The organism is Ensifer sp. EB106-03-01-XG145 (assembly GCF_058792075.1).
This window is the reverse complement of the sequence record NZ_JBYTEC010000009.1, coordinates 157,387-177,933: the sequence shown is the minus strand read 5'-3', so window position 1 is coordinate 177,933 and position 20,547 is coordinate 157,387. Positions and strand designations below refer to the sequence as shown.

Here is a 20,547-nt window from a genome sequence, read left to right as displayed (position 1 = left end):
GAAAGGAATTCCATGCGATTTATTAATCCAATCCCTTTCGTCCGAGACATCAGCCGATCCAAGGAATTCTACGAGGAAAGGCTTGGCCTTACGGTGCTGGAGGACTTCGGAAACTTCGTCCTCTTCGAAGGCGGTTTCGCCATCCACGAAGGACGGTCGCTGCAACAGACGGTCTGGCGAGAAGTACTGGCTCCGGCGGAACCCTACGGGCGGCGAAACCTGCTGCTCTACTTCGAGCACGAGGATGTCGACGCGGCCTTTGAACGCATCGCACCGCATGTGGAGCTGATACACCCCGTCGAGCGTCAGGCATGGGGCCAGCGCGTGTTCCGCTTCTACGATCCGGACGGACATGCGATCGAGATCGGGGAGCCGCTGGACTTCGGATCATCGGGCAAGGGAGAAGCCTAGCTTTCCTGATTGGATACTTCAGCTCGGAAGGCACCTCCACACGGTAGAAGCGCCTTCGATCTCCTGGCCCCGAACCACGCCGAGGGGCCGAGTGCTACTTTGTCCTGGCGCTACTTCACCGGCCGGACCTGATAATAAACCGTCGACTTCGCGCCAGTTGCCTTGGCGATCGTATAGACGTCGTAGGAGGCCTGCGGATCGTTGCCCATGCCGAGCGAGCCCGTGGGCATGCCAGGCACGGCAATACCGGCGATATCCGGCTTCTCGGCAAGGAGCTTGCGGACCGCTTCCACCGGCACATGCCCCTCGATGACATAGCCGTCGATGACGGCGGTATGGCAGCCTTCCACGTCGGCCGGCACCGCGAAGCGGGTCTTGATCACCGACATGTCGGCCTCGTCGTACACCTCGACCTTGTAGCCGGCCGCCTCCATCGCCTCGGCCCATTGCTCGCAGCAGCCGCATTGCGGATCCTTGTAGACGGCCATGGTGCCGGCCGCAGCCGCGGCGGCTGTCGCAAAGAGGGTGATGCCTGCGATTGCGCCTGCTACGAAATGTCTACGTAACACGTCCATTGGACGCTCCTTTCCGGTTCTGCCTGACTATAGCATCGTGCCGGCCCGGGCGGCGTGATTTCGACCCGGGCCGTTTGTCGCAGCTTACTTGACTTCGGTCACGGTCAGCTTGCCGTTGACCCGGTCGGCGACGAATTCGATCGAGGCGCCTTCCTTGAGCTTGGCCAGCATGGCGTCGTCGCCAACGCGGAACACCATGGTCATGGCCGGCATGTCGAGGTTCTTCAGGTCTTCATGATCGATCGTCACCTTCTTGGCCTTGGTATCGATTTTCTTGACGACGCCCTTGGTGAACTCCGCCGCGTGTGCGGGAAGGGCAAAGGCGGCGGCGGAGGCAGCGAGCGCAAGCGCTGCGAAGAATGTACCTACGGTCTTCATGGTCAGATCCTTTTCTATGATCGGGGATTACTTCTTCACGACGTCGAGCGGACCGTGCATGCCGGCGTCGTAGTGGCCGGGCACCAGGCAGGCGAACTCGAAGGTGCCGTCATTGGTGAAGGTCCAGTAGATGTCGCCGGATTTGCCGGGCTCGAGCCGGATGGCGTTCGGGTCGTCGTGCTCCATGTCGGGGAACTTCTCCATGGTGATCTTGTGTTCCTGGATCGTCGCCTTGTCGTCGAGAACGAATTCATGGGCCAACTCGCCGGCATTCTTGATCGCGAAATGAACGGTCTGGCCCTGCCGCACCTTGATGGTCGCCGGCGTGAAGATCATCTTGCCGTCGTCGGTTTCCTTCATCGTGACGCGGATCGTCTGCGTCGCCTTCTTGCTGTCACCGGGCTCGCCGACGGACACTTTGTCGTGGCCGCCCGAGTGGCTGCCCGATGCGAGCGCCTGGGAGGAGAAGGCAGAGGCGACAACGAGCGCCAGAGCGAATGCTGTTTTCTTCATCGTGGTTTTCCTGGTCGATTTGAGAGAGTTCATAACAATCAGCCGTGTCGTCATGGTTTCGGCGTGATCACTGTCTTGGCATCCTTTGCCCTTGTCAGATCCGGCAGGTCGCCGGTCCACTCCCGGGCTTGCGTCCCCGGCGGGTTTTCGTACCAGCCAGGGTCGCTGTAGTCGCCGGCGGAGATGCCTTCGCGCACCTTCACCACCGAGAACATACCGCCCATCTCCAGCGCGCCGTGCGGACCCCAGCCCGTCATCATCGGGATCGTGTTGTCGGGGAGCGGCATTTCCATTTCGCCCATGTCAGCCATGCCGGCCGTTCCCATGGGCATGTAGTCGGGCTTGACCTTGCGGATCTTCGCCGCGACCGACATCTTGTCGGCGCCGATGAAGGTCGGGATATCGTGGCCCATCGCGTTCATCGTGTGGTGCGACTTGTGGCAATGGATCGCCCAGTCGCCCTCATATTTGGCGTCGAACTCGTAGGCGCGCATCGCGCCGACGGGAATGTCGATCGTCACCTCCGGCCAGCGCGCCTCCGGGCGCACCCAGCCGCCGTCGGTGCAGGTTACCTCGAAGTCGTAGCCGTGCATGTGGATCGGATGGTTGGTCATGGTGAGGTTTCCGACCCTCACCCGCACCCGGTCGTTCTTGGAGACGACCAGCGGGTCGATGTCCGGAAAGATCCGGCTGTTCCAGCACCACATGTTGAAGTCGGTCATTTCCATGATGCGCGGAACGTAGGTGCCGGGATCGATGTCATAGGCATTGAGCAGGAACACGAAGTCGCGGTCGACGCGCATGAAGTCCGGGTCTTTCGGATGCACCACGAAGAAGCCCATCATACCCATGGCCATCTGCACCATTTCGTCGGCGTGCGGGTGGTACATGAAGGTACCCGACTTCACGAGGTCGAACTCGTAGACATAGGTCTTGCCCGAGGGGATGTGCGGCTGCGACAGGCCGCCGACGCCATCCATGCCCGAAGGCAGGATCATGCCGTGCCAGTGAATGGTGGTGTGTTCTGGCAGCTTGTTGGTGACGAAGATCCTGACGCGGTCGCCTTCCACCGCCTCGATCGTCGGGCCCGGCGATTGGCCGTTGTAACCCCAGAGATAAGCGGTCATGCCGTCCGCCATTTCGCGTTCGACCGGCTCGGCGACGAGGTGAAATTCCTTGACGCCGTTGTTCATGCGGTGCGGCAGCGTCCAGCCGTTGAGGGTGACGACCGGGTTGTAGTCAGGTCCGCTCGTCGGCACGAGCGGCTTCTGGGTCGCGGCATTGTCCATGCTTGCCGCTTCGGGCAGGCCGGAGTTGGAGGTTTGCGCCCATGCGGCGGTGGAAACGAGAGCCGCGCCGGCACCAAGGAAGTGTCTTCTGTTGAACATGATCCTATTCCTTCTCAATGCCCTGCAGCGGCGGCTTCCGCCGTCGCGGGGGCCGCCGCTGCTTCGGCTGCTCCGCCTGATCCGCCACCGTGGATCGCCGTCATCAGATCGGTGTCGGCGAGCCAGAAATCGCGTTTCGCATTGACTGAGAGAACGGTCGAATCGACCCTCGCCCTGACATCGGCCAGCAGTTCGAAGGTGCTGGTGATCATCCCGTTGTAGCTAAGCGTCGCCTCCTCCTCGATCTTGCTGCGCAGCGGCACGACATTGTTGCGATAGTGGCGGGCGATCTCGTAGCGCGAGCGATAGGCCTCATAGGCCGAGCGGGATTCGGAGCGGATATTGACCGCCTTTTCCGCAAGCAGGTTCGCTGCGCGCATATGGGCAAGCTCCGCCTTGCGCATGCGGGCGTTGCCGCTGTCGAAGATCGGGATGACGAATTCGAGCTCGAACTGGCCCGTCGTCTCGACCTTGGTGCCGTGATCCTCTTGCTCCCGTTCCGCTTCCGCGCCAGCGACGAGTTCCAGATCGGTGACGAAGCGGGTCGCCTCGGTCAGCTTGTAGGATTTCGCCACCGCTTCCAGATCGAGGCGGGCGATCTGCAGATCGACGCGCCGCTTCAGCGCCTCCGCCTCGATGCTATCCTTGCGGGCAAGCATCTTCGGCAAGTCCGGCAGGCGGTTCGGCACCTGGTAGTCGATATCGGATCCCCACAGGCCCATCCGTCGTGTGAGGTTCTCCTTGGCAAGCCGCGCGGTAAGTCGCGCCTCGGCCGCCTGGCCGGCCAATTCGGCATTGAAGACATGCTCGCGTGCCTGGTTGCCCTTGCCCATGGCACCGGTCTCACCGAGCTTTGCGGCGAGTTCGGAGGAGGCATCCGCCGCCGCCTGAGTCTGCTTGAACTGTCCGACGGTTTCCCATGCGGCGACGGCCTCGATCCAGGCGCGACGGGTTTCTGCGGCAAGCTGCAGGGTGCTGAGCGCCGCAATGAGCTGCGCCTGACGGAACCTTGTGTCGGCGACGGCGATGGTCTTGTCGCGGGTCAGAAGTGCCAGGATGTTTGTGGTAACCAGGCCCTCGATTGCGCGGTAGGCTTCGAGTTCCGGCGCGCCGATCCCGGTCGTGCCGATCGATACCGTCGGATTGAGGAACAAAGTCGCCTGCCAGGCGTCCGCCGAGGCATCGCCAAGATCGGCGTAGGTCGCCTGAAGACCCTTGTTGTTGAGAAGCGCGATCTGAACGGCGGTATCGGCGTCGATCGTTTTGCGCTTCAAGAGCGCCTTGACCTCGGCATTGACCTTGTCCGCCTGTTCTCGGTTCTGGATCCAGACGCTTTTCTTGGTCGCAGCTGTCGCAACCTTCGCATCCACCGTCGTAAAGCCAGCGTCCCTGGCCGAATATTCGGCGTTGGTCGCGCAGCCGGCGAGCACGAGCGGCAGGCCGATGAGCGCTGCCAGCTTGATCTTGCGGCTCATCATGACGCGTCTCCCTTCTTGGGCGACTGGGCGTCGTTCAATGGACTCCACGGCTTCGGGCCGATCGGCTCGCGGTGGGTATAGCCGACAACAGGGCTTCGATACTGGAGGCTACGAATTCCGCTGGTGCCGTCGGTGGGATCGCTAAGGCCTGAGACCTCGGCAGGCAAGGTGGCAGCGCATCCGCCCAGGATCATGGGCAGGAGCGCCATGGAAAACAATCGTTTCATGGTCAAACCTGAAATGTGAATGGCAGAGGTCGGCGATCGACCGGCAACAGTCCGGGCGGGCCTCGTCGCGGACCGCGCTACAGCGCCGTGCGCCTCAACAGGCGCGCGAGGGCCGCTGTGCTTTGCATTGCTGCAGGCTCTTGCCCTTCAATCGGCTACGACCAAAGGAAACATGCAGTAGCGGTCACGGGTTCAGAAGTCAGGCTCTTGGGGGGCGATGAAGGCCGTCGAGCTCACCTGGGGTCAACTGCGGCTGCGGTCCGAAGTTGCGGATGGAGCGCGGGGAAACGGGATGGCTGGCGCCGGTATCGGCAAGGACTGCAACGGCGGCACAGAAGGTCTTGCAGCAATCCTTCTTGTCGGCCTTGCCGCTATCCTGGGTCGGCTTCACCTTGCCCTTGTCGAAGCTCGGGCAATGCCCGGTCGCTGCCTGGATCGGGTTGTCTGAGGACACCTCGATCTGCATCGAGCCGTGCGTGGCCGCATGTGTCATGCCGGATGCCGTGGAATAGGGCAGCAAGGCGAGCGACACCGCGATCGCCAGCTTCAACACAATCAGCAAACGCAGATATGTGGTTCGCACCTTTTCCATAGTCGATCCGTAGAAACGCTCGCGATTCCTGTCAATGCCGCCTGCGCTTCGCACCGTCACGAATGCGTGAGACTTTGCCAAGCGCATGGGACCACGTCATCCGCGGCGCCGGTTGCGAACAGGATCGATGCCGGCCGTGCCGAAACGGGCGGGCTCCGCCTGCTTTGCTGGGGTGTTCCCGGCATCGGCCAGATCGTCAAGAATAGGACAGTCCGGGCGTCCGTCGCCATGGCAATGGGCCGCGAGATGCTTGAGCGTCCGGCTCATCGCCTTCAGCTCCTCCGCCTTGCGTTCCAGTATCTCGACATGTTCGAGGGCGATCTTCTTGACCTCGCCGCTGGCACGCGACCGGTCGCGCCACAGCGCCAGGAGGTCGGCCATCTGCTCGACGGTGAAGCCGAGATCGCGTGAGCGGCGGATGAAACGCAGCGTATGGACGTCGTTGTCGCCATAGTTGCGGTAGCCGGCTTCACTGCGGTCGGCCGGCGGGATCAGGCCGATCGTCTCGTAGTAGCGGATCATTTTCGTCGAGACGCCGGAGGCGCGTGAAGCTTCGCCGATATTCATGATTTCATCCTTGCAGCCGCCTTCGCGGCCATTCCCTTCGAATATAAGGGCTCGCCCCGGCTTCCGCCACGCTGTGGCAGAAGCCGGGGAGAATGTCGATCTTACGCCGCGCGTCCTGCCGCTACCGGGCGAAACGCTCTCAGCCGCAAGGCGTTGCCGAGCACGAAGACGCTCGACAGCGCCATGGCGCCGGCGGCGAAGATCGGCGACAGCAGGAGCCCATAGGCGGGATAGAGCACGCCGGCGGCAACCGGGATCAGCACCGCATTATAGGCGAAGGCCCAGAACAGGTTCTCCTTGATGTTGCGGATCGTTGCCTTGGACAGTGCGATCGCATTCGGGACGCCGAGCAGATCGCCGGACATCAGCACAACGTCGGCGCTTTCGATGGCGACATCCGTGCCTGTGCCGATCGCCAGCCCGACGTCGGCTTCGGCCAGCGCCGGCGCATCGTTGATGCCGTCGCCGACGAAGGCGACCGCGCGTCCGCCTTTCTTCAGCTTCTTCAGCGCTGCGACCTTGCCGTCGGGCAGCACTTCGGCGATGACCTCGTCAATGCCGAGCTTGGCAGCGATCGCTTCGGCGGTGCGGCGGTTGTCACCGGTGATCATCGCCACCTTAAGACCAAGGTCGTGTAGCATGCGGATCGCCTGCGGCGTCGTTTCCTTGATCGGGTCGGCAACGGCGATGATCGCCGCCAGCTTGCCGTCGATCGCCGCATAGAGCGGGCTCTTGCCTTCGGAACCCAGGCGGGTCGCCTGCTCGGCGAAAGCGGAAACGTCGAGCTTCAACTGCGCCATCAGCCGGTCGGCGCCGACATGGACGGTGCGGCCCGTGACTTCGGCGCTGGCGCCGAAGCCGGGGATGGCCTCGAACTTCGCCGGCTCGGCGATTGCCAGGCCCTTTGTCTTTGCGGCCTCGACGATTGCTTCGGCGATCGGATGCTCGGAGCGGGTTTCGACGGCGGCGACCAGTGCCAGAACGGTATCGCGGTCGAAGCCTGCGGCGGTTTCTAGGTCGGTCAGTTCAGGCCGTCCCTTGGTCAAGGTACCGGTCTTGTCGACGGCGATGACGGCGGCATTGCGCAGCGTCTGCAGTGCCTCGCCCTTGCGGAAGAGTACGCCCATTTCGGCGGCGCGGCCGGTGCCGACCATGATCGACGTCGGGGTGGCAAGGCCCATGGCACAGGGGCAGGCGATGATCAGAACTGCGACGCCGTTGACGAGCGCGAAGGTCAGCGCCGGATCGGGGCCGAAGACCAGCCAGATGCCGAAGGTCAAAAGCGCGATGGCGATGACTGCGGGCACGAACCAGGCGGTGACGCGGTCGACCAGCGACTGGATCGGCAGCTTCGCACCCTGGGCCTGCTCGACCATGCGGATGATCTGCGCCAGCACCGTGTCGGCGCCGACCTTGGTTGCACGGAAGGTGAAGGAGCCGGTCTTGTTGATCGTGCCGCCGACCACCTCGCTGCCGCCGATCTTTTCAACCGGAACCGGTTCGCCTGTGATCATCGATTCGTCGACATAGGAGTTGCCGTCGATGACGCTGCCGTCGACCGGTACCCGGTCGCCCGGGCGTACAAGTACGGTGTCGCCGGCGGTGACGTCGGAAAGCGGGACTTCGATCGTCTCGCCGTTACGGACGACCCGGGCGGTCTTGGCCTGCAGGCCCATCAGATGCTTGATTGCTTCCGATGTTCGGCCCTTGGCGCGCGCTTCGAGGAAGCGGCCGAGCAGGATCAGGGTGACGATGACGGCGGCCGCCTCGTAGTAGACGTTGGCAGTGCCGTCAGGCAGCAGATCCGGTGCAAAGGTTGCGACGACCGAATAGATCCAGGCGGCGGACGTGCCGATCGCGACCAGCGAGTTCATGTCGGGCGCCAGGCGGAAGAGGGCCGGGACGCCCTTCTGATAGAAGCGCATGCCCGGGCCGAAGAGCACCAGCGTCGTCAGCACGAACTGCAGATACCAGCTTTCCTGCATGCCGATATTGTTCATGACGAAGTCATGCACGGCGGGGATGAAGTGCGAGCCCATTTCGAGCACAAAGATCGGCAGCGTCAGGACGCCGGCGATCAGCAGCGAGCGTGCGAGCCGTCGGGTCTCCTGTTCGCGTTTCTCGCCTTCGCGGTCGACGCTTTCGTCGCCGGTGATGCGCTTGGCGGCGTAGCCGGCAAGGCGGACAGCGTCTTCGAGCGCGGCGGCCGTTGCGATCCCCTTCGTCACGTGTATGGAGGCGCGCTCGGTCGCCAGATTGACATTGGCTTCCGTGACGCCCGGTACGGTCTTCAGCGCCTTCTCGATGCGCGCGACGCAGGAGGCGCAGGTCATGCCTTCGATTGTGAGTTCGATCGTATCTTCGGCGGCGCCGTACCCTGCGTTTTCGATCGCCTTGACGATGTCGGCGGACTTGGTGCTGGCATCGAAGCGAACATCGGCGCGTTCCGTTGCGAGGTTGACCGAGGCTTCGGTGACACCGGGCACGGCGCGGATCGCCTTTTCAACGCGGGAGACGCAGGACGCACAGGTCATGCCCTCGACGGGTATGCTCGCACTCAGCGCGGCCGCGGAAATCGCTTCGAGATCGTTCGTTCTAATGGGGGTCACCGATCCCATGATCGTGCTCCTTTCGCTGTCTTTGTCACAAGATGGAGCTTCCAACGATGGGAAGGTCAAGGGCGCTGCCGAACTTTCTCCGCTGCATTCCCACCACCTTTCTGATGGGCCAAAACTAAGTTGGAGCAGCGCCAAAAAGACACGATACAAACGCAAAAAATGTTGATGTATTTGTCGGGGGTGCGCCCAGTCATCCCCTTTTGCTTGGGGTGGAAAATAGGCTAGGAGACCGAGCCGCGATGGTTTAGCCACATTAGCCGGTGTCTTCTGGCCTTCCATCTGGGCCTCGCGAGAGCGGTCGGGCAATGGAAATTAACCTCGTGCGTGCATCTGCGCGCGCGACGGGTTCACCGAAGCGCCTGTGCCCTAGGGTTATTTGCGGCGGCGTGCGGAAGGTTCCGTCATGGGTGATCAAAAAGGGTCACGGTACAGTAATCATCTGGTTTTATTGGCTTGCGAGTTCAGGCCGAATATCTTGTAGGCTGCAATTCGCGACGCGACTGGATGCGCGGGCATCGTGCACCCTGCGACTCTTTTGAATCGCCTGTGAACACACCGCGCAACAACGATCCGTCAGAGAACGGCGTCCAGAAACGCGTTGATCTTGCGCGACGAACGCCGTTCCTGCAGGCAGGCAAGTCGATACTCGGTTCTCACGCCGCAGTCAGCGATTGCGATCTGAAGGGCTGGGCACTGGCGGTCGCCAGACGTGCCGGTCCCAGAAAGGCGCGCGTGGCGCTGGCCCGCAAGCTGGCGGTGGTGTTGCATCGCATGCTCAGGGACAGAACCAATTTCATTGCTCATAAGCTGGCGCCAGCCCTGGCGGCTTGATGGGAGGAGACGACAAGACAGGTTTCGGACGGGCACAGCCACCAGCCCTTCGGAGCAAGGTCCCTTCGCCGGGACGAGGGATGGGTTAGGCCGCTTTGCGATCAGCAGCACGCGGTGACTGCGCCCCTAAAAGATTGGCCAACAAGCCCTCGCGAGGGATTAAGCGCACAAGGGATTGACGCAAAGCCCGTTACAGAAGTTCGCATAAAGTATCGTCGGGAACCACGATGGCGATATTGTAAGGGTCGCCTCTGCTGTGGAGATGGTTGAAGTCCATTCGCGCGGGTTTGGCGGGCGACCGGCGAGACCCTATGCTGCTTCGGTTTCGGCCTCGTAGTGCGCGAGGATTTCCGCGCCGGTGGTGATCCAGACGTCGTCACGCGCGGCGATCTCGCTGAGGAAATCCCGCAGAATCCGCCACCGCATCGGCCGGCCGGAAACCTGCGGATGCAGGACAAGCGTGGTCACGCCGCCCCACTCGTGGGTTCCGACAAACTCCTCGCGCCAGATGGGTAGGATAGCGTCCCTCCCGAAGAGCGGGCGCGCATCCAGCCGACCGGTCATGCCGAAATTCCAGTCGTCGAAGGCGTAGTTGACCGGAATTTCCACCGGCCCCGGGCGGCCGTCCGCCAGACGGTGACGATAGGGGCGGATATCGTCGCGGAAGGATGAGGAATAGCGCAGGCCCCGTTCGCAAAGATAGGCGAGAAGCTCGGGAAAATTCTCGCCGGATGGCGCGCGATAGCCGACGGGTGTGACACCGAGCCGGGATTTCAGCGCTTCGAGGCCGCGGTCGATCTCCTCTTTTGCTTCGTCCAGCTTGTTGCGATCCGGGCATTTGTGCAGGTAGCCGTGATGGGCGATCTCGTGCCCGGCAGCGACAATCGGTTCACACGCGGCTGTATGGGCCTCGACCGTCCAGCCGGGAATGAAGAAGGTCGCCTTGAGGTGCAGCGTATCCAGCAGTTCGAGGATCTTTGTGATTCCGACCCGGGCGTCGTAGCCGCCGAGTGAGGTCGTCACCATCCGGTCGACATTGGCGTGGTTGTTGCCGATCCAGGCAGTCTCGGCATCGACGTCGAAACCGATAAAGAGGGCGCTCTTCTTGCCGTACGGCCAGTCAAAAACGGGGGCTGGTGACGCGGGGTTGAGTGGGCGAGGGCTGAGATCGTAGGTCATGAAACTTCCTTCTCAAATGAAGACCGGCGCTTCGGGTTCGTCTGCGACCAGCAGGTCAGAAAGGCCCCGGCAGTCCGCGTGTTCCTCCAGCACGCCCACGAAATCGGCGAGGTCCGCGATACGAGCCGCAGGCAATGCCATCGACGCGAGGCTGTCGAATTTGGCACGGATGGCGGCGTCGCTCATCGGCCGCTCGCTGGAGCCGGTGGCGCGGGGCACCATCGCCGTCCTGCTTTCGTCATCAGCGAAGGTGACGGTCACCTCCGGCTCGGCCATTTGCGGCATCTGCGCATCGGGATGAAAGCGGAAGCGGCCGAGAACATCGGCGATGCGCGAATCGCCGCGGGCGGCGGCGGAATACTGTTCGAGGTCGACGCGGCCGAAGACCAGGAGCGCCGCCAGTGCATAGCCGAGGCTCATTTGTGCGCCCGCCAGTGTTTCCAGCCGCGCCCCGCCGCACATGTCCATCAGGAAGGAGCTAAGGCGGACGTCAACCCTCGCGATATCGGCGGCAGTGCGGCCGGTCTCGGCAAGGATGTCGCCGACAGCGTCGATGGCGGAATGCGCGCCGCGGCAAGCAGCGTAGGGCTTGAGCGAGGCCCGTTCAATCTTCCAGTTCGTGCCCAGCCCGGCTGAGAGTTCGCCGGTATGCCCGGCATCCCGGACATAGGTGCGGAAGAAACCGCCCCAGACATCGTCGAACACATGCGAGGGACCGGAAAAGCCGGCGCCGGCGAGATCGGCGGCGAGAAGTCCGCCTTCAGCCGCCCGGCCCGCGTGGACCTTCTTCGCTTGGCTGCCATCATGATTGAAGGCCCACAGGCCAGAGGAAAAGCTGGTGGCCAGCGCCAGGGCGTGGCGAAAGAGGGCGCTGTCATAGCCGCGCAGCCGCGCGACCGCTGCCGCGGCCGCGAGCGTGCCGCAGGTGCCGGTGGAGTGCCAACCGGCACCATTGTGCACGCCGTAGCCGCCGGATGCATCCAGCACGCGGCGGCCGACCTCGTAACCCGCCGTCAGCGCGCAAATGAGATTGCCGCCGGAAATCGGGGCCTCGCAGGACGGAAGAGCTGCCAGTAGCGCGGGCAGAACGACGGCGCCTGTATGATCGCAGCCGCCGGAATCGTCGAGTTCGAAGACATGGGTGGCCACCCCGTTGGCAAGGGCCGCGTCGCGCGGTCCGGTTCGCTGTGGCGAGGCCAGAAGCGGTGTTGTTCCCCCTGGTGCGACGAGCGCACGTACCTTGCGGAATTCGATGGAGCGAGTGCCAGCGAGTGCTGCGCCGAGCGTATCCAGAAAGTGGGATTTGGTACGGGCGGCGATCCGGGTCGGTAGATCGGCAGGCGCAAGTCGGGCGCAGAAATCGGCAAGCGCCTCGACATGCGTCAACGCTTGCACGCCGCTTCGGGCTACATCGGGCATCATGATATCCTCGTTCGGGCAGGCCAGGGGAGCGGCCCGGTTAATGCACCGGGCCACCACCTGATCATTTCACGGCTTCGCCGTTGATCATCAAGCCGTCGAGTGTGCTGCTGGCAAGGCCGTACTTTTCGAAGATCGCCTTGTATTCGCCGGAGGCCATGAGGGCTTTCAGTGCGCCGGCAATCGCGTCGCGCAGCTCTGGCGTCTGCTTGGAGAAGCCGATGCCCTGATAGACTTCCGTAAAGGGCTCGCCGACGATGGCGTAGGTGCCCTTTTCAAGCTGCAGCAGGTAGGGCAGGGTTTCCGAGCCCTGGACCGCGCCGTCAAGGCGGCCCTGCTTCAACTGGGCGCGGGCATCGGCCGAGCCTTCGGTGCCGACGATCACGAGCGCCGGCTTGCCGTTGGCTTCGCAGTTGGCAGCGCTCCACTTCTTGGCCTCGTCCGGGAAGGAGGTGCGGCGGCTCATGCCGACGGTCTTGCCACAGAAGTCGGTGAGTTCCTTGAACTCATCCTTGCGTTTGGCCGAGGTATAAAACTGCGCGCCGGAGCTCATATAGTCGACGAAGTCCATGGTCTCGCGCCGTTTGGGCAGGTCGCTCATGCCGCTCAAAACAAGGTCGGCGCGGCCGGTATTCAGCGAAGACACCATTTGCTCGAAGCCGATCTCGGACCATTCGATCTCGGTGCCGAGCTGCTTGGCCAACGCCTTGCCAAGCTCGATGTCGACGCCCATCAGTTCGTTCGTCGCAGGGTCGCGATATTCCATCGGCGGATAATTCGGCGTGTTCGCCACCACAAGCTTGCCCGCGGATTTTTGTTTCTCCGGCAGATCCTGTGCGTGGGCGGTAAAGGCGAGCAGGCACGCCGAGGCGGCCAGAATTGCTTTTTTCATCGTAGTTCCCATCCTGTCGGTTTTTTGCGGTTATCGTTGCACAGCCTTGAGAAAATCGGCGGTGCGGGGGTTGTCGGGTTGGGTCAGGACCCGCGCCGAAGGGCCGTGCTCAATCAGCCGCCCGCCGTCCATGAAGGCGACGGTGTTGCTAACGTTGCGGGCAAAGCCCATTTCGTGGGTGACGACGATCATCGTCATGCCGGAGGCGGCGAGATCGTTCATCACATCGAGCACCTCGGCCACCAGTTCGGGGTCGAGTGCGGAGGTCGGCTCGTCGAACAGGATGAGCGAGGGACGCATGCCCATCGCTCGGGCGATGGCGACGCGCTGCTGCTGGCCGCCAGAAAGCTCCGAGGGATAGTTGCCGGCCTTGTCGGCAAGGCCGACGCGTTTCAGGAGTTCCATCGCGTGTTCGCGGGCGGCCTTCGGGCTTTCGCCCAAAACCTGTACCGGCCCTTCGATCACGTTTTCCAACGAAGTCTTGTGCGGGAACAGGTTGAAGCGCTGGAAAACCATGCCGATGCCCCGGCGCTGGCGGGCGATTTCCACGTCGCTCAGCTCATAGAGCCTGTTGCCGTCGCGGCGGTAGCCGATCATCTCGCCATTGGCCCAGATCGCGCCGGAGTCGATGCGTTCCAGAAGGTTGATGCAGCGCAGGAACGTGCTCTTGCCGGAGCCCGAGGGGCCGATGATGCAGCTCACCTCGCCCTTACGCACTTCCAGAGCCACCTCATTGAGCGCCTTGAATGTGCCGAAGCTCTTGCAGACGTCAACGGCCTTGACCAGGATTTCGCTTGTCATGTGCGCCCCCTTCAGATCGTCGTGCGGCCGCGGGTGCCGCGGGCGTAGTAGCGTTCGATCCGGGATTGGATCAGGGAGAGGGCGGTGACGATCGCTAGATACCAGAAGCTTGCGACCATCAGCAGCTCCAGCACGCGGGTATTGGCGTAGTAGATCACCTGCGCATTGTGCAGGATCTCCGAATACTGGATCACCGAGGCGAGCGAGGTGAGCTTGACCATGCTGATCACCTCGTTACCTACAGGCGGAACCATGACGCGCATGGCTTGTGGCAGCACGATGCGGCGCAGCGTCTGCATTCCCGTCATGCCGATCGTCCGAGCGGCTTCGTACTGGCCGGCGTCCACGGACAGGAGGCCGCTTCGCACGACTTCCGAGGTATAGGCGCCCTGCTGGATGCCCAGGCCGAGCATGGCGGCGACGAAGGGCGTCATCACCTCGACGGTGTTGAATTCGAACAGGCCCGGAATGCCCATCGTCGGGAAGATCAGCGCGAGGTTGAACCAGAGCAGCAGTTGGAGTAGCGCCGGCGCGCCACGGAAGATCCAGACATAGACGAGCGCGATGTATTCGAGCACCGGATTGCCGGAAATGCGCATGATCGCGATGAGGACGCCGAGTGCGATGCCGAGCAACATCGCCGCGACTGTCATCAGAAGCGTATTCCAGATGCCCTGGATGATCACGGGGGCGAACAGGAATTGGCCGACGACCGGCCATTCGATCTGGCCGACAACGAAGGCGCGGATCAGGAGCGCCACCAGCAGCACCACGATGGCGGCGAAGACCTTGCGCCCCACATGCCTGCGCGGGACGAGTTCAAGATGGGCGATGTCATGGGCATCGCGGCTGGATTGGGGTAGGGGCGTGTCGGTCATGCTTCCTCTCCCGTTAAGGGGACTAGGGCAACACCCGAGAGATCCTGTTCGGCCCAGGTACGCTGCTCTTTGCAGGTGTCGGCAAAGGCCGCGATCTGCTCGCGCACGCGGGCGGGGGCGGTTCCCCCCTGGCCGAAACGTTCGGCGAGCGCCCGGGCTGGGTCGATCACCTTAAGTACATCCGGAGTCAATGCCTCATCGATGTTCGGCAGGTCGGTCTCGGTCAGCCCGTCGAGGTCCATGCCGCGCTCTTCGCAGTAACGTACGGTGGCGCCGGAGATCTCATGGGCATGCGAGAAAGGAATGCCCTGCCGCACCAGCCAATCCGCCACCTCGGTTGCCAACGTGAAGCCGCGTGGCGCGTCGGCGGCCATGCGTTCAGTGTCGAAGGTCAACGTCGCGACCATGCCGGCGAAGGCAGGCAGGATCAGGTCGAGAAGATCGATCGTCTCAAAAAGCGCGCGCTTGTCCTCGGCGAGATCGCGGTTGTAGGCGAGCGGCATCGCCTTGAGAGTGGCGAGCATGCCCGCAAGATTGCCAATCATGGTGCCCGACATGCCGCGCGTCAGCTCGGCGATGTCGGGATTCTTCTTCTGCGGCATGATCGACGAGCCGGTCGAGTAGGAATCGTGCAGCTTCACCCAGGCGAACTGGCGCGAAGCCCAGATGCAAATCTCCTCCGACAGGCGCGAGAGGTTCACGCCCAGCATCGCGGTCACGAACAGGAATTCCGAGACCACGTCGCGGCTCGCGACGGCATCAATGGAATTCTCGCAGGGACGGGCGTAGCCGAGATCGCGCGAAGAGCTTTCAGTATCGCGGGCGAAAGCCGAGCCGGCCAGGGCGGCGGCGCCGAGCGGCGAACGGTCGAAGCGGCGGTCCCAGTCGATGAAGCGCTCGATGTCGCGGCTGAGCGACTGTGCATGCGCCATCAGGTGATGGCCGAGCGATATCGGCTGAGCGGGCTGAAGGTGGGTGAAGCCCGGCATGACCGTCTCGATATGCTCATACGCCTGGGTGGCGAGTGCGTCCTGCACCGCAAGGACCAGCTGCACCAGTCGCCGCGCCGTGCGGCGAAGGTAGAGGCGGGTGTTGTTGGCGGTCTGGTCGTTGCGCGAGCGGCCGGCACGCAGCTTGCCACCGAGGGCACCCAGCCGCTCGATCAGCAGGCGCTCGTGGAAGGTGTGAAGATCCTCATCCGAGGCTTTCGGCTTTTCGCGGCCGGCCGCGACATCGGCCGCGATCGTATCGAGCGTTTGCAGCATCCGCGGCAGTTCGTCCTCGCTCAGTACGCCAGCGCGCGCAAGTTCGCGCGCATGGGCGCGAGACCCGGCGATGTCTTCGGGGGACAGGCGGAAAAAGCTTGGATTGCTTCGCGAGAGCGCCGCGAGTTCCGGAGAGGGACCGCTGGAAAATCGGCCTCCCCACAGCGATGTCGCTTGTTCTGTCATGACAGTCTCCCATCTCGGTAATTATGTTCCCGAGTTGAGGTTGCCTTTTAGGGATCGCTTGCACAAACGCGAAAAAGCGATACCGTTATGACGAAACCGACTAGCCCCTTGCCGGAGAATGCCCTTGGTTCATACCTCCGTACCACTGCCTTCGATGACTGCCCTTCGCGTGATGCTGGCGATTGCGGAGCGAGGCTCGACGACGGCGGCTGCGGAAAGCATCAACCTGTCGCAAAGCGCCGTCAGCAAGCAGTTGCTGACCCTCGAAAACCTTCTCGGCGCGCAGATGTTCACGCGAAAGCCGTCGGGCATGGTGCCGACAGACCTCGGCCGCATCTATTTGGAACAAGCGCAGGTGGCGATCAAGGCGATGGAGGAGGCCGCTTTCCGCGCGGCGAGCCTGCAGCCCGATTCCCATACGCTTCGGCTGAAGGTGTTGCCCATCCTCGGCGACCGCTGGCTCTTGCCGCGCTTTTCCGACTTCAATCAGAAACACCCGGATATCGACGTCCAGTACACCACCTTTGCGACCGACAACCCGGCGGCTCAGCCGGACGCAGTGTTCCGCTTCGGCCGTGGGCCATTCGCGAACGAACACTCGGTCTACCTTTTCGGCGAGGATGTCCGGCTCGTTTGCGCACCCGCTTATCTCGCGCGGCTCGGCTCCTGTGAAACGCTCGAGGATGCGGCGCGCGGTGTCATCATCGAGCATCCGAGCACTCCGCTGCGCTGGATCGACCTCGTGGCGGAACATGGGAAACCGGACCTCGAGCCACAGGGCGTCATGCGCTTTGACTATTATACGCTGGTCCTGCGCGCCGCGATCTCCGGCCAGGGCATGGCCCTCGTTCCACCACAGCTCGTCGAGGAGGAACTGAGGACCGGAAGCCTTGTCAATCCCGGGGGGCTTCACTACGCATCCAAGGTCGCCTACTGGTTCACCACCCCAACGGACCGCAAGCCTTCATCGGCGCTCAAGGCGTTTCAACGTTGGCTGATGCAGCAGGTGGAATAGTGGAGAGGCCGATGGAAAAAGTGACGATACGGCATGCGAGCCTGGCCGATGCGGACGCAATCGCGCATTTCCACGTGCGGGTCTGGCGACAAACCTATCGCGACCTTGCCCCACCCGAGATTTACGCCGCGCTCGATGAAAGCCTTCGCCGCAACACCTGGCGCGAAAAGCTTGCGGTAGCGGACCTTGACCAGATCGTGCTTCTGGCCGAATTGGAGGGAAGGCCGGTCGCGATCGGCGCTGCCGGTGCACCCTCAGATGCGATCTTTGGCGATCTTGGCGAGATCAAAAACCTCTACGTCGATCCGGATGTCAAACGCCAAGGCATCGGCCGCCTATTGCTCTCAAGGCTTGCTTTGCATTTGCGGGAGAGAGGATTTCCCGGAGTTGGGCTGGGCGTGGTCGACGGCAACGAACCTGCGATCGCTTTCTACGACGCGCTCGGCGGCAAGCGGGCCGGGGAATACACGGATGCTGGCCCGATCTGGCGCTCGCGAAATATCGTCTTTGTGTGGGCTGACAGTTTGGTGCTCTGAACGTCTCTGGCAGTCAACAGTTCGATTCCGTTCACATCAGGATTTTTGTCAATGGTTCATTCACGTGGCATCGAATTGTTCCTTCGTAAGCGGATCCACGGTCTGAGCCCATAGCATTTACCGGCCCGTCCCCGGACCTGTACAATCTCACATCCGGTCGCCGCTTGTTACGGCTGCACCACTAACCCGCTTTCGACGGGAACGGGCTCAGGAGAACGGGACCAATCTCAAGGTCGGCGGGTAAAGCCAAACGGAATCCCGGTCCGTCCACCTGGATCCGTCAGGGCTGATCAAGCCCTGAGGATTGGAATTTAGTCTATTGGCTCGTTTGATGGCTTAAGCGCTTTTCATGATCGCGCCCTCGATGACGACGCCAGAGCTCACGTATTTCCAAAGTGCAACCAGCAACTTGCGAGCCAAAGCCACGATCATCGGCTGTTTGAGACGGCCGCTGTTGCGGGCAATGCGCTCCTTGAACCAGAGAGCGAGCGCCGAATTTGGTTGGTGACGCAGCCACAACCAGGCAAGCTCGACCATCGTCGCTCGCAAACGCGGATTTCCTGCCTTCGAGACACCTTGCTCACGATTAACGTTGCCGCTTTGCCAAGGCGAGGGAGCTAGTCCCGCGTAGGCAGCGACTTGGCGCCGATTGTCGAAGTGTCTGAACAGACCTTCCGAGTAGAGGATCGTCGCGAACTCAGGACCTATTCCCCGGATTCCTAAGAGCGCGGCGGCTCTTGGCGGTGTCTCGGCTGTCTCGCGAGCGATCAAAGCATCCCGGTCTGCTTCCACAGCCTTGATCTGTGTAAGTAGCAATTCAAGGCGATCGAGTTCTCGGCAGATTTCGGCTTTCAGGTGCTTTGATAGCATCCGGCCATCGCCAGTACGAGCTTCCTCCAGTCGCTGACGGCGATCGCGACGCAATGGCTCGTACTCTCGTATTCCTTGCGTAAACAGCAGCCCCTTTATGCGATTGACGTGGAAAACACGCTCCGCAATCAGGGTTTTTCGCTCCCGTCCAAGCCTGCGGATGTCTTCCTCATCCGGCGTAAGCAACTTGACCATTGAACAAGCACGCGGCTCGCCGCGTTTCCAGGCCATCAAGGCGCGTATCAAGGTTTCGCCATCGATGCGGTCCGTCTTTGCGCGGCGATGACGGCGCGGCATGGCAATGGATGCGGCTTCCACAATATGGCTCTCGATCCAGGTTTCCTTGCTGAGCACTCGCCCCAGCCAGAAGCCATCAAGCCCGGCTTCTTGGATCACGACCAGCGGGTAGAGCCTGTCCTTGCGCCGCTGAACTTTCTGGCGCAGGGAGGCAAAACATGAGAACAAGCCGGTGATGTCGCCTCCAGCAACAGCAAAACGAGACATCTTTTCGGTCCCCGGCGAAAGCGCCGTCACGAGCCATGTGGATTTGCTCAGACCGTATGTTCTCGGTGTGAAGGTGGCTCACCCCCGCGATAAGCTGAAATCGGGGGTTGCTTCGGAGTGGCCGAAGCCGAGCCCCATAGCTTAGCGAGGGTGAACCATGAATAAGCATAACAGGCTTTTTGTCGGTTTGGACGTTTCGAAATTGAAGATTTCTGTGGCCGTCGCTGAAGGTGAGCGGGGCGGGGAAGTAAGGTTTTATGGTGACGTAGCCTCGGATCCGACCTCGGTGGCGAACATCGTGGAAAAATTGGCGAAGCGAGGAGCTGTCCTCCACTTCTGCTATGAGGCCGGACCGACAGGTTACGAGCTTTACCGTCAGCTTACCCGCATGGGGCACGACTGCGTGATAGTCGCGCCTGATCACCTTCGACGAAACTGGCGTCACCTTCCGCTACAAGGACTACCGCCGCGGCTGCGCGGACCGGCAGCAGATCATGACGCTCGCGGTCGATGAGTTCATCCGCCGCTTCCTGCTCCATGTCTTGCCGCGTGGCTTCCATCGTATCCGGCACTACGGCCTGCTCGCCGGCTCAGCCCGCAAGACCAGCCTAGCGCTCGCACGCGAACTCCTGCACGTCGCCGCACCAGCCGACAACGGCACACCAGGCGAACCGGATGACTTCCGCCCGCCATGCCCCTGCTGCGGCGGACGGATGATCGTCATCGAGATGTTCGAACGCTGGAAACAGCCGCGCGGACCGCCGGATGCGACGGCGACGAACCGGGAGACGGCTTCATGACCCGGCATGGCATGGTCAAGACTTCAGTCGCAGGCGTCACGCCTCCGGCAACCGACCCGCATGCGTCCGTGGTGATCATCGCCGCCGACAGGGTCGTGACCAACCAGGTGACAGGCCAGAAAAACCACGCATACGTACAACGAAGCGGCCTGTCAGTGTCCATAATCCCGCACACTGGCTGCGATCGTGCGATCGCGGATATGAGCCGCAGATTGAAATCTCCATAGCCTTCAACTGTGGCCCGCGGGTTCCTTCCTCGGGGACTTTTGTACGCCTGCCGGCGCCCGAAACTCTTCACGGAAGGAGACTGGCCGCATCTGGAGAGTTGGCCAGAAATGCAGAATTGGCGCCGTTGCAGTTCGGGTTTCCCCCGGAACGCAACTTCGCGAACAGAACTGGGACTTCCGCCGAAAGCCCCCGCTCGCCGCCCATCACCAGGCGTTCAAGAACCATCCGCTTTCCGTGGATACTCATTTCCGTGTCGTCCACTTCGACGCCGTCGGTCACAAAGAAGGATGACGGCTCGATGGAGGTGGAGATCGCCTGGACATTACCTCCGACCACTTGTTGACTCACCCGCGGTCGAACAATAACTTGCGAACTCGGTCGTTAGGCTTGTCCTTA

The 20,547-nt window shown here is 62.3% G+C and carries 19 protein-coding genes and 4 pseudogenes; 6 read left to right on the top strand and 17 right to left on the bottom strand.

Annotated elements, in window-relative coordinates:
- Nucleotides 1-12 precede the first annotated feature (12 nt).
- Complete coding sequence (locus AC3WWH_RS21480; RefSeq protein ID WP_058323514.1) at nucleotides 13-411, top strand: VOC family protein; 399 nt, start codon at nucleotides 13-15, stop codon at nucleotides 409-411.
- 110 nt (nucleotides 412-521) lie between these two features.
- Here AC3WWH_RS21480 and AC3WWH_RS21475 read toward each other — a convergent pair whose 3' ends face one another.
- The 9 genes from AC3WWH_RS21475 to AC3WWH_RS21435 all read right to left on the bottom strand — a co-directional run bounded on the left by AC3WWH_RS21475 (nucleotide 522) and on the right by AC3WWH_RS21435 (nucleotide 8,747).
- Nucleotides 522-980 carry a DUF411 domain-containing protein gene (locus AC3WWH_RS21475; RefSeq protein WP_058323538.1) on the bottom strand — a complete coding sequence of 153 codons (459 nt, stop codon included), beginning with the start codon at nucleotides 978-980 and terminating at the stop codon, nucleotides 522-524.
- 90 nt (nucleotides 981-1,070) lie between these two features.
- Nucleotides 1,071-1,364, bottom strand: coding sequence for a copper-binding protein (locus tag AC3WWH_RS21470; protein ID WP_058323515.1), 294 nt, complete (start codon nucleotides 1,362-1,364; stop codon nucleotides 1,071-1,073).
- Between the two features lie 27 nt (nucleotides 1,365-1,391).
- Nucleotides 1,392-1,877, bottom strand: coding sequence for a cupredoxin domain-containing protein (locus tag AC3WWH_RS21465; protein WP_058323516.1), 486 nt, complete (start codon nucleotides 1,875-1,877; stop codon nucleotides 1,392-1,394).
- 50 nt (nucleotides 1,878-1,927) lie between these two features.
- Complete coding sequence (locus AC3WWH_RS21460; RefSeq protein ID WP_113399006.1) at nucleotides 1,928-3,265, bottom strand: copper oxidase; 1,338 nt, start codon at nucleotides 3,263-3,265, stop codon at nucleotides 1,928-1,930.
- A gap of 14 nt (nucleotides 3,266-3,279) precedes the next feature.
- Nucleotides 3,280-4,743 (bottom strand): TolC family protein, encoded by a 1,464-nt coding sequence (locus AC3WWH_RS21455; RefSeq protein ID WP_492377258.1) that lies wholly within the window; start codon nucleotides 4,741-4,743, stop codon nucleotides 3,280-3,282.
- The gene (locus tag AC3WWH_RS21450) at nucleotides 4,740-4,970 is read right to left on the bottom strand and encodes a hypothetical protein (protein ID WP_492377257.1); all 231 of its coding nucleotides are present in this window, start codon (nucleotides 4,968-4,970) and stop codon (nucleotides 4,740-4,742) included. The genes AC3WWH_RS21455 and AC3WWH_RS21450 overlap by 4 nt, the downstream gene beginning before the upstream one ends.
- Before the next feature lie 199 nt (nucleotides 4,971-5,169).
- A complete protein-coding gene (locus tag AC3WWH_RS21445) occupies nucleotides 5,170-5,562 on the bottom strand; it encodes a hypothetical protein (RefSeq protein WP_156433179.1) in 393 nt (130 codons plus the stop codon).
- 96 nt (nucleotides 5,563-5,658) lie between these two features.
- Nucleotides 5,659-6,129, bottom strand: coding sequence for a Cu(I)-responsive transcriptional regulator (gene cueR, locus AC3WWH_RS21440; RefSeq protein WP_058323520.1), 471 nt, complete (start codon nucleotides 6,127-6,129; stop codon nucleotides 5,659-5,661).
- Nucleotides 6,130-6,230: 101 nt separating this feature from the next.
- Nucleotides 6,231-8,747, bottom strand: coding sequence for a heavy metal translocating P-type ATPase (locus AC3WWH_RS21435; protein ID WP_113399005.1), 2,517 nt, complete (start codon nucleotides 8,745-8,747; stop codon nucleotides 6,231-6,233).
- Between the two features lie 678 nt (nucleotides 8,748-9,425).
- On the opposite strand from AC3WWH_RS21435, the pseudogene AC3WWH_RS21430 reads away from it, so the two are divergent.
- Nucleotides 9,426-9,578 (top strand): annotated as a pseudogene (locus AC3WWH_RS21430) (IS110 family transposase); the annotation flags it as partial.
- 309 nt (nucleotides 9,579-9,887) lie between these two features.
- Here AC3WWH_RS21430 and AC3WWH_RS21425 read toward each other — a convergent pair.
- The 6 genes from AC3WWH_RS21425 to argH all read right to left on the bottom strand — a co-directional run bounded on the left by AC3WWH_RS21425 (nucleotide 9,888) and on the right by argH (nucleotide 16,198).
- Complete coding sequence (locus AC3WWH_RS21425) at nucleotides 9,888-10,757, bottom strand: polysaccharide deacetylase family protein (protein ID WP_058323524.1); 870 nt, start codon at nucleotides 10,755-10,757, stop codon at nucleotides 9,888-9,890.
- 12 nt (nucleotides 10,758-10,769) lie between these two features.
- Nucleotides 10,770-12,176 carry an MmgE/PrpD family protein gene (locus AC3WWH_RS21420; protein WP_492377256.1) on the bottom strand — a complete coding sequence of 469 codons (1,407 nt, stop codon included), beginning with the start codon at nucleotides 12,174-12,176 and terminating at the stop codon, nucleotides 10,770-10,772.
- Between the two features lie 64 nt (nucleotides 12,177-12,240).
- Nucleotides 12,241-13,068 carry an ABC transporter substrate-binding protein gene (locus AC3WWH_RS21415; RefSeq protein ID WP_492377255.1) on the bottom strand — a complete coding sequence of 276 codons (828 nt, stop codon included), beginning with the start codon at nucleotides 13,066-13,068 and terminating at the stop codon, nucleotides 12,241-12,243.
- Nucleotides 13,069-13,098: 30 nt separating this feature from the next.
- Nucleotides 13,099-13,869, bottom strand: coding sequence for an amino acid ABC transporter ATP-binding protein (locus AC3WWH_RS21410; protein WP_058323526.1), 771 nt, complete (start codon nucleotides 13,867-13,869; stop codon nucleotides 13,099-13,101).
- A gap of 11 nt (nucleotides 13,870-13,880) precedes the next feature.
- A complete protein-coding gene (locus tag AC3WWH_RS21405; protein ID WP_058323527.1) occupies nucleotides 13,881-14,747 on the bottom strand; it encodes an amino acid ABC transporter permease in 867 nt (288 codons plus the stop codon).
- On the bottom strand, nucleotides 14,744-16,198 hold the full coding sequence (gene argH, locus AC3WWH_RS21400) for an argininosuccinate lyase (RefSeq protein WP_058323528.1): 1,455 nt from the start codon (nucleotides 16,196-16,198) through the stop codon (nucleotides 14,744-14,746). Before argH ends, AC3WWH_RS21405 begins: the two co-directional genes overlap by 4 nt.
- 118 nt (nucleotides 16,199-16,316) lie before the next feature.
- Between argH and AC3WWH_RS21395 the strand changes: the two genes are divergently transcribed.
- Both AC3WWH_RS21395 and AC3WWH_RS21390 read left to right on the top strand, forming a co-directional pair.
- A complete protein-coding gene (locus tag AC3WWH_RS21395; RefSeq protein ID WP_058323529.1) occupies nucleotides 16,317-17,213 on the top strand; it encodes a LysR substrate-binding domain-containing protein in 897 nt (298 codons plus the stop codon).
- Between the two features lie 11 nt (nucleotides 17,214-17,224).
- Complete coding sequence (locus tag AC3WWH_RS21390; protein ID WP_058323530.1) at nucleotides 17,225-17,749, top strand: GNAT family N-acetyltransferase; 525 nt, start codon at nucleotides 17,225-17,227, stop codon at nucleotides 17,747-17,749.
- Between the two features lie 336 nt (nucleotides 17,750-18,085).
- Here the strand turns inward: AC3WWH_RS21390 and AC3WWH_RS21385 are convergent.
- Nucleotides 18,086-19,174, bottom strand: a pseudogene (locus tag AC3WWH_RS21385) (IS110 family RNA-guided transposase); the annotation flags it as partial.
- A 106-nt stretch (nucleotides 19,175-19,280) separates the two neighbouring features.
- On the opposite strand from AC3WWH_RS21385, the pseudogene AC3WWH_RS21380 reads away from it, so the two are divergent.
- Nucleotides 19,281-19,541: pseudogene (locus tag AC3WWH_RS21380) on the top strand (IS110 family transposase); the annotation flags it as partial.
- Nucleotides 19,534-19,923 (top strand): annotated as a pseudogene (locus AC3WWH_RS21375) (transposase); the annotation flags it as partial. The pseudogenes AC3WWH_RS21380 and AC3WWH_RS21375, both read left to right, overlap by 8 nt.
- Before the next feature lie 294 nt (nucleotides 19,924-20,217).
- Here AC3WWH_RS21375 and AC3WWH_RS21370 read toward each other — a convergent pair.
- Complete coding sequence (locus AC3WWH_RS21370) at nucleotides 20,218-20,487, bottom strand: hypothetical protein (RefSeq protein WP_058323532.1); 270 nt, start codon at nucleotides 20,485-20,487, stop codon at nucleotides 20,218-20,220.
- Nucleotides 20,488-20,547 lie beyond the last annotated feature (60 nt).

What these genes read in the sequence shown, in the direction of transcription:
- AC3WWH_RS21480 (WP_058323514.1), top strand. Translation starts at nt 13, where the DNA reads ATGCGATTTATTAATCCAATCCCTTTCGTCCGAGACATCAGCCGATCC.
- AC3WWH_RS21470 (WP_058323515.1), bottom strand. Translation starts at nt 1,364, where the DNA reads ATGAAGACCGTAGGTACATTCTTCGCAGCGCTTGCGCTCGCTGCCTCC.
- AC3WWH_RS21465 (WP_058323516.1), bottom strand. Translation starts at nt 1,877, where the DNA reads ATGAAGAAAACAGCATTCGCTCTGGCGCTCGTTGTCGCCTCTGCCTTC.
- AC3WWH_RS21460 (WP_113399006.1), bottom strand. Translation starts at nt 3,265, where the DNA reads ATGTTCAACAGAAGACACTTCCTTGGTGCCGGCGCGGCTCTCGTTTCC.
- AC3WWH_RS21455 (WP_492377258.1), bottom strand. Translation starts at nt 4,743, where the DNA reads ATGATGAGCCGCAAGATCAAGCTGGCAGCGCTCATCGGCCTGCCGCTC.
- AC3WWH_RS21450 (WP_492377257.1), bottom strand. Translation starts at nt 4,970, where the DNA reads ATGAAACGATTGTTTTCCATGGCGCTCCTGCCCATGATCCTGGGCGGA.
- AC3WWH_RS21445 (WP_156433179.1), bottom strand. Translation starts at nt 5,562, where the DNA reads ATGGAAAAGGTGCGAACCACATATCTGCGTTTGCTGATTGTGTTGAAG.
- cueR (WP_058323520.1), bottom strand. Translation starts at nt 6,129, where the DNA reads ATGAATATCGGCGAAGCTTCACGCGCCTCCGGCGTCTCGACGAAAATG.
- AC3WWH_RS21435 (WP_113399005.1), bottom strand. Translation starts at nt 8,747, where the DNA reads ATGGGATCGGTGACCCCCATTAGAACGAACGATCTCGAAGCGATTTCC.
- AC3WWH_RS21425 (WP_058323524.1), bottom strand. Translation starts at nt 10,757, where the DNA reads ATGACCTACGATCTCAGCCCTCGCCCACTCAACCCCGCGTCACCAGCC.
- AC3WWH_RS21420 (WP_492377256.1), bottom strand. Translation starts at nt 12,176, where the DNA reads ATGCCCGATGTAGCCCGAAGCGGCGTGCAAGCGTTGACGCATGTCGAG.
- AC3WWH_RS21415 (WP_492377255.1), bottom strand. Translation starts at nt 13,068, where the DNA reads ATGAAAAAAGCAATTCTGGCCGCCTCGGCGTGCCTGCTCGCCTTTACC.
- AC3WWH_RS21410 (WP_058323526.1), bottom strand. Translation starts at nt 13,869, where the DNA reads ATGACAAGCGAAATCCTGGTCAAGGCCGTTGACGTCTGCAAGAGCTTC.
- AC3WWH_RS21405 (WP_058323527.1), bottom strand. Translation starts at nt 14,747, where the DNA reads ATGACCGACACGCCCCTACCCCAATCCAGCCGCGATGCCCATGACATC.
- argH (WP_058323528.1), bottom strand. Translation starts at nt 16,198, where the DNA reads ATGACAGAACAAGCGACATCGCTGTGGGGAGGCCGATTTTCCAGCGGT.
- AC3WWH_RS21395 (WP_058323529.1), top strand. Translation starts at nt 16,317, where the DNA reads ATGCCCTTGGTTCATACCTCCGTACCACTGCCTTCGATGACTGCCCTT.
- AC3WWH_RS21390 (WP_058323530.1), top strand. Translation starts at nt 17,225, where the DNA reads ATGGAAAAAGTGACGATACGGCATGCGAGCCTGGCCGATGCGGACGCA.